This is a genomic window from Halorubrum amylolyticum (assembly GCF_004114995.1).
In the GTDB taxonomy this organism is placed as follows: Archaea; Halobacteriota; Halobacteria; order Halobacteriales; family Haloferacaceae; genus Halorubrum; species Halorubrum amylolyticum.
In genome coordinates, this window is the sequence record NZ_SDJP01000015.1 from 35,963 (window position 1) to 50,493 (window position 14,531).

Annotated in this window: 13 protein-coding genes and 4 pseudogenes; 9 read left to right on the plus strand and 8 right to left on the minus strand. The window is 66.8% G+C overall.

All coding sequences use genetic code 11. The annotated features are described in order from the left end of the window. The first annotated feature begins 113 nt into the window (after positions 1-113). Complete coding sequence (locus ESO89_RS11205; RefSeq protein WP_128905594.1) at positions 114-1,949, plus strand: multicopper oxidase family protein; 1,836 nt, start codon at positions 114-116, stop codon at positions 1,947-1,949. A gap of 275 nt (positions 1,950-2,224) precedes the next feature. Then, the gene (locus tag ESO89_RS11210; protein WP_128905595.1) at positions 2,225-2,893 is read left to right on the plus strand and encodes a helix-turn-helix domain-containing protein; all 669 of its coding nucleotides are present in this window, start codon (positions 2,225-2,227) and stop codon (positions 2,891-2,893) included. 65 nt (positions 2,894-2,958) lie between these two features. Here the strand turns inward: ESO89_RS11210 and ESO89_RS11215 are convergent. Further along, positions 2,959-3,381, minus strand: a pseudogene (locus tag ESO89_RS11215) (PLP-dependent transferase); the annotation flags it as partial. A gap of 97 nt (positions 3,382-3,478) precedes the next feature. Here ESO89_RS11215 and ESO89_RS19010 point away from each other — a divergent pair. After that, a pseudogene (locus ESO89_RS19010) lies at positions 3,479-3,625 on the plus strand (helix-turn-helix domain-containing protein); the annotation flags it as partial. A gap of 71 nt (positions 3,626-3,696) precedes the next feature. On the opposite strand, the gene ESO89_RS11225 reads toward ESO89_RS19010, so the two are convergent. The 7 genes and pseudogenes from ESO89_RS11225 to ESO89_RS11250 all read right to left on the minus strand — a co-directional run bounded on the left by ESO89_RS11225 (position 3,697) and on the right by ESO89_RS11250 (position 9,116). After that, on the minus strand, positions 3,697-4,101 hold the full coding sequence (locus ESO89_RS11225) for a helix-turn-helix domain-containing protein (RefSeq protein ID WP_128905597.1): 405 nt from the start codon (positions 4,099-4,101) through the stop codon (positions 3,697-3,699). 106 nt (positions 4,102-4,207) lie between these two features. Then, positions 4,208-5,109, minus strand: a pseudogene (locus ESO89_RS11230) (sulfite exporter TauE/SafE family protein); the annotation flags it as partial. Between the two features lie 4 nt (positions 5,110-5,113). Next, positions 5,114-5,247: pseudogene (locus tag ESO89_RS19500) on the minus strand (DUF7512 family protein). A 280-nt stretch (positions 5,248-5,527) separates the two neighbouring features. Then, positions 5,528-6,703, minus strand: a complete 1,176-nt coding sequence (locus ESO89_RS11235) for an inorganic phosphate transporter (protein ID WP_128905598.1) — start codon at positions 6,701-6,703, stop codon at positions 5,528-5,530. A 7-nt stretch (positions 6,704-6,710) separates the two neighbouring features. Further along, complete coding sequence (locus ESO89_RS11240; protein WP_128905599.1) at positions 6,711-7,172, minus strand: YeeE/YedE family protein; 462 nt, start codon at positions 7,170-7,172, stop codon at positions 6,711-6,713. Between the two features lie 130 nt (positions 7,173-7,302). Continuing rightward, positions 7,303-7,860 (minus strand): YeeE/YedE family protein, encoded by a 558-nt coding sequence (locus tag ESO89_RS11245; RefSeq protein ID WP_128905600.1) that lies wholly within the window; start codon positions 7,858-7,860, stop codon positions 7,303-7,305. A gap of 8 nt (positions 7,861-7,868) precedes the next feature. Beyond that, complete coding sequence (locus ESO89_RS11250; protein ID WP_128905601.1) at positions 7,869-9,116, minus strand: MBL fold metallo-hydrolase; 1,248 nt, start codon at positions 9,114-9,116, stop codon at positions 7,869-7,871. A gap of 247 nt (positions 9,117-9,363) precedes the next feature. Between ESO89_RS11250 and ESO89_RS11255 the strand changes: the two genes are divergently transcribed. The 6 genes from ESO89_RS11255 to ESO89_RS11280 all read left to right on the plus strand — a co-directional run bounded on the left by ESO89_RS11255 (position 9,364) and on the right by ESO89_RS11280 (position 14,496). Further along, entirely contained in the window at positions 9,364-9,609 is a 246-nt protein-coding gene (locus ESO89_RS11255) for a sulfurtransferase TusA family protein (protein ID WP_128905602.1), read from the plus strand. A 2-nt stretch (positions 9,610-9,611) separates the two neighbouring features. Next, the gene (locus tag ESO89_RS11260) at positions 9,612-10,199 is read left to right on the plus strand and encodes a DsrE/DsrF/DrsH-like family protein (protein WP_128905603.1); all 588 of its coding nucleotides are present in this window, start codon (positions 9,612-9,614) and stop codon (positions 10,197-10,199) included. 193 nt (positions 10,200-10,392) lie between these two features. Next, entirely contained in the window at positions 10,393-10,743 is a 351-nt protein-coding gene (locus ESO89_RS11265) for a DUF2209 family protein (protein ID WP_277750266.1), read from the plus strand. 22 nt (positions 10,744-10,765) lie between these two features. Further along, positions 10,766-12,112, plus strand: a complete 1,347-nt coding sequence (hflX, locus tag ESO89_RS11270; protein ID WP_128905605.1) for a GTPase HflX — start codon at positions 10,766-10,768, stop codon at positions 12,110-12,112. 115 nt (positions 12,113-12,227) lie between these two features. Beyond that, the gene (gene acs, locus ESO89_RS11275; RefSeq protein WP_128905606.1) at positions 12,228-14,186 is read left to right on the plus strand and encodes an acetate--CoA ligase; all 1,959 of its coding nucleotides are present in this window, start codon (positions 12,228-12,230) and stop codon (positions 14,184-14,186) included. Positions 14,187-14,259: 73 nt separating this feature from the next. Beyond that, positions 14,260-14,496, plus strand: coding sequence for a DUF2061 domain-containing protein (locus ESO89_RS11280; protein WP_128905607.1), 237 nt, complete (start codon positions 14,260-14,262; stop codon positions 14,494-14,496). Positions 14,497-14,531: the final 35 nt, after the last annotated feature.

The following is a 14,531-nucleotide window of genomic DNA, read 5'->3' on the forward strand; positions in this document are numbered from 1 at the left end:
GAGGACTTTCGATCCTGAGACCCCGTTTTTGTCGGCGAACATGTTCGGACTAATCCTCATTAAATGGGGTTTTCCCGATCCCCTATTTGCATGAACTGGCTAGCGTGTACGTGATGGACGACAAGGCTGAAAGATCCCGAAGTGATGTTGCACGGCGGCGATTTCTCGCAGCCGTGGGTATCACCGGTACCGCGGCACTCGCGGGCTGTGCCGGGAAGAGTATCGGCGCCCCGGTAGCTGCAGAAGAGGCGGAAGAACCCGACGGAGTATCCAACGCGACCCATACGTCACCGGATCTCGATCGGTGGGTCGATGAGGTACCCCGCCCGGGCGTCATCGAACCGGGTGGAACGAAAGATGGTCAGCCCCACTACGAGGTGGAGATGGCCGAGATTGAACAAAATCTCCACCGTGACCTCCCGCCGACGACCCTGTGGGGCTACGGCGGCCAGTTTCCCGGGCCGACGATCGAAGCCGAGCAGGGCGAACCGATCTACGTTCGGTGGCAGAATCACCTCCCGGACGAACACCTGCTCCCGGAAGATCCGACGATCCACGGCGACATCATCCCGTACGACGAGCCGGGCGCCCGCGTCGTCCCTCACCTCCACGGTGGTAACGTCGAACACGAGAGCGACGGGAAACCGCAGGCGTGGTTCACCCGCGACTTCGAGCAGACGGGTCCTGACTTCGAGAAGAAGGACTACTACTACGCGAACGACCAGCCGCCGGCGACCCTCTGGTACCACGACCACTCGCTCGGCATCACGCGGCTGAACGTCTATGCTGGCCTCGCAGGGTTCTATCTGCTCCGGAGCGATCACGAGCGAGAGCTCGACCTTCCGACGGGTGACAACGAAATCCCGCTCGTGTTACAGGATCGGAGTTTCAACGAGGACGGCTCGTTGTACTACCCCACGGACGTCCCGGGGACACAGGAAGATGAAGACGGCTCGCGACCCGATCCGAGCATCGTCCCGCAGTTCTACGGCGACACGTCGACGGTCAACGGGAAGGCGTGGCCCCGGTTGTCCGTCGATCCCGAACAGTATCGGTTCCGTCTGCTCAACGGGGCTAACAGCCGATACTACGACCTCAAGCTGCTCGAATACGACGAGGAATCAGGTGACATGGGCGATTCGGGGCCGCCGTTCGTCCAGATCGGGAACGACGGCGGGCTCCTCTCGGAGCCGGTCGAGACCGCCGACCGCCTCGAACTCGGATCGAGCCAGCGTGCGGACGTCGTCGTCGACTTCAGCGAGTACGCGGGCGAGACCCTGCTCCTGCATAACGATGCCCCGGCGAAGTATCGCGGCACGAGTGGGATCGAGGCGGACGGCGCTGAACCCCTCCCGGAGGTCATGCTGATCGACGTAGCAGCCGCGGAAAGCGAACCGGAGCCCATGCAACTCCCGGACAAATTGACGCAAGTCCCCGAGATCTCGATGGAGTCCGTCGACACCGAACGGTACCTCACGCTCGCGCGGCAAACGGACGAGTACGATCGACCGCTCTACGCACTCGGCACGCGCAACGAGAAGACCGGGTTCGAACTCACGGATCCGGTCACCGAGACGCCGACGCTCGGCGACACCGAGATCTGGAGTCTCGCCAACTTCACGGGGATGTCCCACCCGATGCATCTCCATCTCGTTCACTTCCAGGTGTTGGGACGACAGTCGGCCGCTGATTACGATCCGGCCGAAGACGACATCGATCTGGACGCGCTTGACGGCCCCGAGTCGTACGAACTCGGGTGGAACGACGTGGTCACCGTCGACCCGGGCGACGTGGTGCACGTAATCGTGCACTTCGGGGAGTTCGAGGGGCTATTCTCCGATCAGACGGGGGACTACATGTGGCACTGTCACATGATCGAACACGAGGACCACGACATGATGCGACCGTTCAGGGTTCTGTCGCCCGACGACGAAGGTGGAAGTGATTAGTTGATCGACAGAGCCGATCTGACATGAACATGTTCGTCCCAACGCTATCTCCGGTTTTGTGTTTGTCATGCTAATCGGAATTCCTGTATGTATTCTAATATTTTCGCAGAAGGCTGAAAAGGGATAGGGCGACTCTCTCGCCGTGAGATACGAAGCGGCACCCATATCCAAACCGACGTGAGGATCTCTGCTCGCCTCCAATTTGACGAATCTGTTCATAATGTGGTCGGGACATGAAGACGAATCCATTTCCCCGGTGACAGCGAATGGTCGATATGGCACAGGCTCGGCTCAACGTTGATCTCCCAGACGGACCGTGGGTCGGTGAGGTCTCTCGGGAGTTCCCAGAGGCGCGGATACAGGTACTTAGTGCGACCCCCGGAGACGGTGCGGGGTTCGCGCTCGTGAAGATCACCGCTGAGGATATCGATGAAATTCTGGACGCGATAGAGGCCCACGACACGATCGAAGAAGTCTCGGTAATGGCGTTGAGCGACGGAGTCGCCACCGTTCACGTCGAGGCGCACGCACCGCTGTTGATGGCGGCCGCACGGCAGGCCGGTATCCCGATCGAGATGCCTGTGGAGATAGAGAACGGTGTGGCTCGGATCGACATCACGGGTACCCACGAGCGCGTCGCCGACTTTGGGAAAATGCTCCGTGGTGTCGGCGCGGAGTTCGACGTCGAGTACGTTCAACAGCGGTTGAATCCCGGTGAGTCGCTCACTGAGCGGCAGCGAGAAGTGTTGTTCGAGGCGGTCGACCGCGGCTACTACGACGTGCCACGCACCTGTACGCTAACCGAACTCGCTGACGAGGTCGGGATCGCGAAATCCACTTGCAGCGAGGTTCTCCACCGTGTTGAACGGACGATAATTCGAGAGTTCGTCGATGATCTCCCCCGGAATCCGATCGAGTTCGATCCCGACACAGACGACGCCTGAGTCCACCCACCGGCCGGCTACGACCCCCGAGCCAGCGCGACTCCCTCCCCGCATCCGGCCGGTCTCTAACGGTTCGCGAGGGCCCGATCGAGATCCGCGATCAGATCGTCGACGCGCTCGATACCGACGGGGATCCGAATCAGGGAGTCCGGGATTCCAGCGGCTTCGCGCTCTTCGTCGGAGAGATACGACGCGGACATCGTTGTCGGGTGATCGATGAGCGACTCCGTCCCGCCCAGACTAACGGCCAGCGTGAACACCTCGAGTTCTTCGAGGACTGCCCGCGTCTCGGCTTCCGTCGCGTCAACTTCGAACGAGACGATACCACCGAACCCGTCCATCTGGTTCTGTGCCAGCTCGTGTTGTGGGTGGTCCGGTAGTCCGGGGTAGTTGACCTGTACCACCGCCGGATGATCGTCAAGATACGTCGCAATCTTAGCCGCATTAGTCCCATGCCGATCCATCCGGAGCGGGAATGTCCGGAGTCCCCGGAGGGTGAGGTGTTAGGTACCGCGACTTCGACGGCATCCGTGTCTGTCGCGTCGACATACTCGACGGTGGCACCGAGCGAATGGACCGACGGACGTGCTGCAGGTTCTCTCCTCCGAGACGGCACAGGAGATCCTGAGCGCGCTCGATCCGGACCCGAGGGCGGCGTCGGAGATCCCGGACTCGGTCGGCCAGTCGGTACAGAACGTCTCGTACCACCTCGACCGCCTCTGTGAGGCGGAACTGGTCACGCAGGCCGGGACGCGGTACTCCGAGAAAGGCAGAGAGATGACGGTGTACGCGCTGGCCCCCGATCAGCTCTCGGCGGCGGTGGAAGCCGCTTCGGACCGGTCGTACTTGGTCTCGAACTCCTGGATGAGCTGGCCCATCTTCGCGTACCAGTCGTTGAGCATCCGCTGCATGTCGTCGGCGATCTGCGAGGGGTCGGTCGGCGAGTAGACGTGGTAGTAGCCGCCCTGATCGTAGTTGATCTGGTCCTTCTCGATGAAGCCCGTCTGGAGCAGCCGCTGGACGGCGCGGTAGGCGGTCGAGCGTTCGCGGTCGACCGCGTCGGCGATATCGTCGACGGTCAGCGGCTCCTCGGCCTCGACGAGCGCCCGGAAACACTGCTTGTCGAGCTCCTTGAGACCGTGGAAACACTCCAGTAACCCCTCGCACTCCATGTCCCGACGGAGCTGCTCAGACATCGAATCTGGCATTGTTATCGGTGCTGCGTAGGCACTGAGGTAGTAAAAGACTTTGCACAGATCGCACAATTTCGTGATGAGCCGAGGCGGGTGGGACGGGCTCGGCGCTCAAAGCGGGTCAGTCCGCAGCCGCGATCCCCTGGCGACGCGTCTCACGGAGCGACGAGATCGCCGTGTAGAGGAGCGCGAGCGCGACGACGACCGCCGCGCCGACGACGAGCACCAGCCCGAGCAGTTCGAGAGTCGGGTTGCCGAGGGAGGAACCGATCTCGCCGATACCCACCGCGGTGGCGCCGATTAGTAGCATCCCGCCGAAGTAGATCTTGATGCCGTCGGCGTCGACGACGGCGGTCGCGGCGGAGCCGATACGCGCCCCGAGTGCGCTCCCGAACAGCAGCGGGACGACGATACCGAGGTCGACGCCGCCGCCGCCCTGTCCGTAGAGGTAACTCCCGAGGCCACCGGAGAAGACGATCTCGAACAGGTCCGTCCCGACGGCGACGGGAACCGGGACGCCGATCGCGTAGATCATCGCCGGCATCCGGATGAAGCCGCCGCCGACGCCGAGAAAGCCCGACAGGAGACCGGTCGCGACGCGACGGCCGTGATGACCCACGCGGAGACGCGGACGTCGCCGCGGAGCGTCACCATCGGCGGAATCAGAACGGTCTGCTGAATCGTCTTGGCGATGTCGGGAATCTCGTACTCGCTGAGGTCCTGATCGGCCGCCCCGTGGTCGATCCCACCGCCACCGCCACTGTTCAAGGCGTTACGGGTAACCATCGCCCCGACGCCGCCGAGGAGGACGACGTAGGCGACGCTGATGATACCGCCGGCGAGTCCCAGCGACTCGAGGTAGTAGACGCTGGCACGCCCGGCCTCGATACCGATCGTCGTCCCGGTGATCATGATCGCGCCGGGCTTGTCGTCGACCTGCCCGAGGTCGTGCTGTTTCGGCGTCGCGATGACGACCGTCCCGAAGACGAACGCCATCCCGCTTCCGACCGCGACGGGGCGGGGTAGTCTAACTCATGAGATGGAGCCCGAAGAGCCGTTCGAGGCCGCCGTAGCCCACGTACAACACGAATGCTTCCAGTAGATCGTGCCGATAAGCAAGGCCGTCTCCGGGTCCCACGCGGGGATCTCTAGTCCTGCCATCGACCCACCCTCCGACGTCCGAACGCGGTAATTCGCTGTTGGAACATTTCCGCTCGATATCACCCATCCGCTTCGAGTCTATGATTATTTTGGGAATACTGTACAATACTATATTCGGATACCCTCCCCCGGAGTACCGATAACTTACGAAGAACGCATCGCCACCGGCAGCCTCAGAGACCGGCCGGTGTACGCTCGATTGTCGGCCTCTGTACCAACCGAACAAACCTGTGTTGTCGGCGCTCGGCGGGGCTCGGACGCCGGCGGCGCAGACCGCAATTCACGGCAGGAGGAACGCGACGGCGTACGCGAGCGCGAATGAGAGGAGGAACGACCCCGCCCACGCTCCCACCGTCACGAGGATTTTTCGCGCGTCCACCGCCTCCCGACCGCCGACAGCCGCGCCGCTCCCGATGATGGCGCTGACGACGATCTCGTTGAACGACACCGGGACGCCCAGCAGGACCGCCAGCTGTGCGATCAAAAACGACGGCACGAGCGCCGAGATTGAGCGCCGCGGTCCGAGCGACGAGTAGTCCTGAGCGAGCGACTTGATCATCCGCGGCGCGCCGGTCCACGAGCCGACGAGCATTCCGAGGCCGCCGCCGACGAGCACGGCGAACGTCGAGACCATCCCCACATCGTCGAGCAACGGCAGCAGCGGCCCGACGGCGAGTCCGACCTGACTCCCGCCCGCGGAGAACGCCACCAGTGACCCAAGCGCGAGCAGGACGCGTCGCAGGCCGCCGCGTTCGTCGCGACCCACGTCCCACCAGACGACGCCGGCGACGGCCAGCGCCGCGAGGCCCGTAACACCGACCGCCGACGCGAGCCCGTCGACCGCCAGCGCCCGCTGGCCGAGACCGCGGAGGGTTCCCGCCGCGCTCCCCTCTCTCAGGAAGCTGAACTGGACGTTCACGAGGACGGTCCCGACGAGGCCGGCGAGGACTGGTATACTGTACCGTTCGGGGACGCCGGGACGCGGGAGGACGCTGGCGATGGCGAACGCGATGCCCCCGCCGACGAACGGCGTCAGCGCCCAGACGACGGCGATCTGCCGGTACTTCGACCAGACCGGCGTCCCGCCGAGGGCGAGCCCGACGCCGATGACGGCGCCGGTCACGGTGAACGCGGTCGCGATCGGATAGCCGGTCGTGATACCGACCGCCATCAACCCCGCGCCCAGCACGAGCACGAGGATGACGCCGGCGACCGGCAGACTGATGCCGCCGACGAGGCCGCCGCCGACGGCTTCCGAGACGTTGCCGCCCTGCGCGACGGCGCCGGCGAAGCCGAAAATGCCGACGAGAAAGGCGGCCCGCATCGTCCCGATCGCGTTCGCGCCGACGGCGGGGGCGTACGGCGTCGCACCACTCGACCCGGCGCCGATGACCCACGCCATGAACAGGCTGGCGAGCGCTGTGCCGACGAAGAGGACGACGAGAGCGGGGTCCATGTGTGAGTTAGTCTGTGCCCGTCGCGGCGGTGTCACGCGCTTGGCTGCGGCTCCGCCAGTGGCCCTGCGCGTACGCACCGAGGAACATCCCGGCGAGCGCCCAGAGGATGGCGACGTTTCCGACGCCGAGGCTCGCGTACGCCGCGCCCGGACAGATGCCGGACAGCCCCCAGCCGACGCCGAAGACGGCGCCGCCGACGAGGACGTTCCGGTCGAACGGCTTCAGGCGTCGCTCGTAGCGGTCGCCCGTAAGGGGCGCCGCGTCCCGAATCCGGGGCAGCAGCGCGAAGGTGATGCCGGAGACGACTGCCGCGCCGAACATCACGAACAGCAGCCCGAAGTCCTCGAACTGGAGGAAATTCAGGACGACCTCCGGACGTGCCATCTGACTGAACCCGAGCCCGAACCCGAAGATCAGGCCGCCGACGAATACCAGCGGCTCGAACAGCGGATGTCTGTCGTCGCTCACGTGTCGCTCCCTCCGGTCGCTCCCGTTCGCGCAGTTCGAGACGCTCGCTGCTCACGGCTCGCGTCCGTTCGCCGTTCGCTCTCCGAGGCCCTCGCTCCGCTCGCGCCTCGCTCCGCTCGCGTCTCGCGCATCACGGGCTCACCCCGAGGGCGGAGACGACCTGTGCGGTCCCGACGGCGACGGTGAGGAACGTCGCGACGCCGACGAGCGACGTCTTCGACGCGGAGCCGACGCCGCAGACGCCGTGGCCGGACGTACAGCCCTTCCCGACCCGGGTGCCCACCCCGACCAGGATGCCGCCCAGGAACAGCCGCCAGGGCTGGACGTCGGTCGTCCAGAGCGTCACGCCGGCGACCTCGTACAGCCGGCCGGTCGTTCCGGGCTCGTACAGCGGGCTCGTGACCAGACCGGACTGAAACGTCGCGGCGAACGCGAAGCCGCCGAGGACGATGCCGAGCGTGAACACGACTCGCCAGTCCCGCGACGAGACGTACTGCTGGAAGCGCGACTGCCCGGAGACGTACGACAGCGTGGACTCCAGGAACGTACTCGCCCCGGCCGGGATTCCCGTTCCGACGTAGATCAGGACGGTCCCGAGGCCGACCAGCAGGCCGCCGACGGCGTACCGGCCGATCCCGTTGGGGAACAGGTCGGCGGCCGCCAGGAGCGGGAGTGCGTCAATCACCATCGGCGTCGTCAGTCACCCGCGAGCGAGTCCTGACTGGCTGCGCAGTTGTTCGGGCCGAGCTCCAGGGTGAACGCTTCGTCGTCGTCGACGGCGTTCCGCCCGAGGTTCGTCGCGATGATGTCCTCGTAGTTGGCCGGCCGCGGCGGCGTGTCCGAGAGGATCAGGTCGACGAAGTCGTCCTCGTCCATCGTGAGCGCGTCCATCTCCGCGACCAGCTCGCCGATGGGTGCGGTGTAGGTGCCGTCGGTGGCGGGCTCGGCAACGTCGCTGAAGTGCGCGCCACCGACGAGCGTGTCGTCGGGCAGCGTCAGCACGCGCTCCTGCAGGGACTCGTAGAGGGTGCGCGCGGCGTCCGGCGCGCCCTCGTCGCCCTCCTCGAGGTCGGGGCGGGCGACGCTCTCGACGAACAGCCCGTCGCCGGTCGCGAGCAGGCTCCCGTCGACGAGGTACGAGGTCATCCCGGTGGTGTGGCCGGGCGTGGAGACGGCCTCGATGGTCGCGTCGCCGACCTGGAAGGTGTCGCCGTCCGCCGCGGTCGTCAGTTCGTCCGCGTAGGTGACGCCGCGGTCGACGGCGGCCTCGGGGATGACGCCCTCGACGCCCTCGTCGTCGAGGTCGCGCACATCGTCGCTTCGCTCCGCTCGCGACGAGCCCGAGAACTCCGCGAGTTCTCGGACGCCCGAGATGTGGTCGGCGTGGACGTGGGTGTCCAGCGCGTACTGCAGGTCGACGCCCAGCTCCGCGGCGTCGGCGAGGTAGCGATCGGTGAACGCGCGAAGCGGATCGATGATCGCAGCTTCGTCGTCGTCGTACAGCAGGTAGCCGAGACAGCCCGAGGACGGACGCTGGTACTGGAGGAGCGTGCCGGCGCCGTCGTAGCCCCCGACCTCGACGGCCTCGTAGATGCCCGCCCAGCCGTTCATCCCGTCTTCGAGGTGGTCGACGTCGTAGCCGCGCTCCGCGAGCGTGCCGGCGACGAACTCGCTGGCGCCGCCCTTCGCGCAGAGGACGGTCACTTCGCGGTCGTCGGGAATCCGATCGAGGACGTCGTCGTCGATGTCGTCCTCGAGGAACTCGAAGTACGGGACGTTGATCGACGTGACGTTCTCGCCGTCGATGCGCCACTCCTCGTAGTCCGATTGCATGCGCGCGTCGAGGAGCGTAACCTCCTCGCCGGCGTCGATGCGGTCTTTGAGCGATTCCGGGTCGACGGAGTCGACGTCGACATCCGGCGTCGGGAAGTCGTCGGCGTTCATGTTGTGCGGTCGTTCCTACCGGATAGACGCACAAAAGGATTCGCATAGAAGTTCCTATTCTAAACAATACTATTAGCGATATCTACACACTATACCTCGATATAACGTCTAATACATGGCTAATGCTCTCATCTGCGTCTCTTCACCTTCACCAGTAGTTATCTATACTCACAATAATCGACAATCTTTTAGTCGGAGAGGGGTATTGTGCGATAGCTCCAAGACAGACTAACGGAGCGGACAACCAATGAGTGCTGAATTCGACAGTACGGAGACGCTCGACGTGACAGGCGCATCGTGTCCCATGCCAGTGGTGAAGACGAAGACGGCCATCGACGACCTCTCCGAGGGCGAAGTCCTCGAAGTGCTGGCGACCGACCCCGGAAGCGTGAGCGACATCGACGGGTGGGCCGCCGGAACCGAGGGCGTCGAGCTCGTCGATCAGGAGGAGGGCGACGACGTGTACAAACACTACGTCCGCAGGACGGAGTGACGATGAGCACGGACGCACCCGACGCGTCGGCCGACGCGCCGGCGGAGGACGACGCGCCCTCGCGTGCGGAGCTCGCCGCGCGAGTCGAGGAGCTGGAGGACGCGCTCGCCGAGGCCACCGGTGACGACGACGGCAGGAAGATGAGCATCATCGCGACGAAGGGGACGCTGGACATGGCGTACCCGCCGCTCATCCTCGCGAGCACCGCGGCCGCGTTCGGCTACGAGGTGACCGTCTTCCACACGTTCTGGGGGCTGGACGTCCTCCACGAGGAGCGCTCGAAGAAGCTCAAGCTGAGCTCCGTCGGCAACCCCAACATGCCCGTGCCGAACGCCATCGCGGCGCTCCCGGGCATGGACCGCGTGACGACGAGGATGATGGAGAAGAAGATCGCGGACAACGACACCGCAACCGTCGAGGAACTCATCGAGACGAGCCTCGAGATGGGCGTGGAGTTCCAGGCCTGCCAGATGACGATCGACCTGCTGGACTACGACGAGGAGGACTTCTACGACGGCGTCACCACGGGCGTCGGCGCGGCCACCGCCCTCCGGGACATGGCCGACGCCGACATTCAGATACTCGTCTGATCGCCGAGACGGTTCGCGCCCCGCTTCGCCGAGCCCCGCCCGATCGAGGCGATCGCCTCCCGGCGATCCACGGAAACGTTCAATTCGGCGGGGAGTCTACCGGAGCGCATGGACCTGATAGCCGCGGGAACGAGGCCGCGTTCCGATCGAGCCGAGGTGGCGGGCGCCCGCCCCTGAGGTCGTCGGCGTCGACATCAGCGGCCGCCACGAGGAGGGCGGCGAGTACCTGATGGTCGCGGCCGCGGTCCACGCCCGGATCGGCTCGACGCGGGTCCGGTCGGTGGAGGGGATGGGGTTCGCCGCCGCGCGCGAGGGGCCGACGCTGGAGGCGACCGTCGGGCTCGCGGCCGAGGCGGTCGGGAAGCTCCCGGAGCCGCCGGACGGACCGATCGTCGCCGAGGGCGGCGAGTTCTACGAAGCGTCCGCCGATCGAGTGGGGCTGAGCTTTCAACCCGAGTTTAAATACGTCGAGAGCATAGGGGAACGCGAAACCGTGCAGGCAGCACACCACGCCGCGTACGCCGCCCGCGACCTCCTGTTATGACCGGGAGCACCGAGGGTGTGGCATGACCGGGAGCGAGGGGACGGCGGCCGACACCGGATCGACCGCCGCGGAGCGGCGCGCGGTCGTCGCCAAGCGCGTCGAGTCCGGATCGGCGGACCTGACGGAGATCAGCCAGCTGGCGGCCGCCGCGGGCTACGACGTGGTCGGCGAGCTCACCCAGACCCGCACCGAGGACGCCGCGTTCATGTTCGGGAAGGGGAAGGTCGCGGAGCTTCGCGACCTGGTCCGCCGGACCGACGCGAACGCCGTCATCGTCGACAACGACGTGGGGCCGTACCAGACGTTCAACATCGGGGGCGAGCTCCCCGAGGGCGTCGAGGTGATCGACCGGTTCGCGCTCATCCTCGAGATCTTCGGCCAGCGCGCCAACACCCGGAAGGCGCAGCTGCAGGTCGAGCTGGCGGAGCTGCGGTACGAGCTCCCGCGCGCGGAGGCGAAGGCGAGCCTCGCGAAGCGCGACGAGCGTCCCGGGTTCATGGGACTCGGCGAGTACGACGAGAGCGTCGAGCGCGACATCAAACGCCAGATCTCCGAGATCCGCGACGAGCTGGAGTCGATCGCCGAAAAGGAGGAGGCGCGCCGCGAGCAGCGCCGCGACTCCGGCTTCGATCTGGTCGCGCTCGCGGGCTACACGAACGCCGGCAAATCGACGCTGATGCGGCGGCTCGCGGCCGAGATCGACGTCGACGAGAACGCCGAGCGCCACCCCGACCTCGACACGACCGCCGAGTCGCAGGACATGCTCTTTACCACCCTCGGCACCACCACCCGCCGGGCCGAGATGGAGAAGCGCGACGTACTCCTCACCGACACGGTCGGGTTCATCGCGGACCTCCCCCACTGGCTGGTGGAGTCGTTCGAGTCGACGCTCGACTCCGTGTACCGCGCCGACCTCGTGCTGCTCGTCGTCGACGCCAGCGAACCGGTCGAGGAGATGCGCGAGAAGCTCGTCACGAGCCACGACACCCTCTACGAGCGCAACGAGGCCCCGATCGTCACCGTGTTCAACAAGGTCGACCGGCTGGCGCCGGGCGGGCTGGCGGACAAGCGCGCCGCGCTCTCGGGCGTGGCGCCGGACCCGGTCGCCGTCTCGGCGAAGACGGGCGCGGGCGTCGCGGAGCTCCGCGACCGCGTCGAGGACGAACTGCCGGACTGGGAGCGCGAGCGCCTCGTCCTCCCCCTCTCCGACGACGCGATGAGCCTCGTCTCGTGGATTCACGACCACGGCCACGTCGAGGCCGAGACGTACGCGGACGATCAGGTCACGGTCGACTTCGAGGCGAAACCCTCGATCGTCGCGCGCGCCCGATCGAAGGCGACCGGGCTCGCGCCCGCGGGGTCCGCGTAGCTCCGACCCGACCGGGATCGCGCTCGCTCCGACGCGCTCGCCGGCCCCCGACCGCCGCTCCCGCGCGCCGGGGTCTCGGACAAAGTATACATTGCTTCGATTGTGAGGTGGTATCATGGACGACGCCGGAGTCGACGGCCGGCGGGCGGCGGGGGCTCCCGACGGGACCGACGCCGTCGAGCCGCCGACCGAGTTCCGCGACCGGGCCGTCGCGAGCGACGCGGGCGTGTACGGTGACTTCGCCGAGGAGGGGCCGGACGCCTGGCGCCGCGCCGCCGACCTGCTCGACTGGGAGCGCCCCTACGAGACGGTGCTGGACGACGGCGATCCGCCCTTCTACGAGTGGTTTCCGGACGGACAGCTCAACGCCGCGGCCAACTGCGTCGACCGCCACCTCGACGAGCGCCGGAACCAGCTCGCGATCCGCTGGTTCGGCAAGCGCGGGGAGCGCCGGTCGTACACCTACCTCGACCTCCACCGCGAGGTGAACGCGCTCGCGGCCGGGCTCCGCGACCTGGGCGTCGAGGAGGACGACGTGGTGACGCTGTACCTCCCGATGGTCCCGGAGCTACCGATCGCGATGCTGGCGTGTGCCCGGCTCGGCGCGCCCCACAACGTCGTCTTCGCGGGGCTGTCGGCGGAGGCGCTCGCGACGCGGATCGACGCCGCGGACTCGGAGTACCTCGTCACCTGCGACGGCTACTACCGCCGGGAGGACGCGTTCAACCAGAAGTCGAAGGCGGACAACGCCCGGCTCCGGGCGGACGCCGACCTGTCGGCGACGGTCGTCGTCGACCGCCTCGGCGACGCGCTCCACGTGACCTTAGGCGACGACGAACACGAGTACGAGGCGATCGTGGAGGCGCACGACGGGGAGGCGGTCGAACCCATCGCGCGCGACGCCACCGACCTCCTCTTCGTGATGTACACCTCCGGGACCACGGGGCGCCCGAAGGGCGTCGAGCACGCGACCGGGGGCTACCTCGCGCACGTCGCGTGGACGACCCGGAACGTGCTCGACGTACGCCCGGACGACACCTACTGGTGCGCGGCCGACATCGGGTGGATCACGGGCCACTCCTACGGCGTGTACGGTCCCCTCTCCGTCGGGACCACGAGCGTGCTCTACGAGGGCTCGCCCGACTACCCCGACCGCGACCGCGTGTGGGACCTGATCGAGCGCAACGCCGTCAGCGTCTTCTACACCTCGCCGACCGCGATCCGGTCGTTCATGAAGTGGGGCGCGGAGTACCCCGACGCCCACGACCTCTCGTCGATCCGCCTGCTGGGGACCGTCGGCGAGTCGATCACCCCGAAGGCGTGGCGCTGGTACCGCGAGCACGTCGGCGGCGGGGAGGCGCCGATCGTCGACACGTGGTGGCAGACCGAGACGGGCGCGATCTCCCTCGCGACGCTGCCGGGGATCACCACGATGAAGCCCGGCAAGGTCGGCCCGCCGCTGCCGGGGATCGACGCGCGCGTCGTCGACGAGGACGGCGAGCCCGTCGACCCCGGCGAGCCGGGGTACCTCACGATCGCCGCCCCGTGGCCCGGCATGCTCCGCGGGCTCCGCGAGGGCGACGAGCGGTACCGGCGGGAGTACTGGCTGGAGGGCGAGGACGGGTGGCGGTACCGCACCGGCGACGGCGCCACCGTCGACGAGGACGGCTACGTGACGATCCTCGGCCGCGTCGACGACGTGATCAACGTCCGGACGCACCGCTTTAACACCGCGGAGCTGGAGTCGGCCATCGTCGAGGCCGACGGCGTCACCGAGGCCGCGGTCGTCGGCGACGACGACGGGCGGATCGTCGCGTACGTCACCACCAGGGGCGACGTCGACCCCGACGAGGCCCTCCGCGACGCGATCGGCGAGCGGCTGGCGCGGTCGGTCGGCGACGTGGCGCGCCCCGACCGGGTCGTGTTCACCCCGGACCTGCCGAAGACCCGGTCCGGGAAGATCATGCGCCGCCTGCTGGAGGACATCGCCCGGGGCGACGAGTTCGGCGACGTGAGCGCCCTCCGCAACCCCGAGGTCGTCGGCGAGATCGAGTCGGCGGTCCGAGAGGGATAACCCATATCGATTACTTTTCACTATTTTAGAAACTGCTAAAAGTTTCTTGGCGCTGCGGACCGTTCGTCGCTCCATGAGCAGTCTCGTCTCGCGCTCGGCGCTCCACGCGCGGAAGCGGACGGTCGCGAAGACCCTCTGTTACCGGGCGATAATGGTCGCTATCACCATTCTCGTGGCTTGGGCGGTCGTCGGCGACGTGGGGGACGCCGTGAACATCGGGCTCGTCGCCAACGTGGTGAAGACGGTAACCTACTACGCTTACGAACGGCTGTGGGACCACGTCACCTGGGGGGTCGCCGAAGCGGTCTGACGCGGCGGGCGCGACCGAGGCCCGCGGCCGACGCC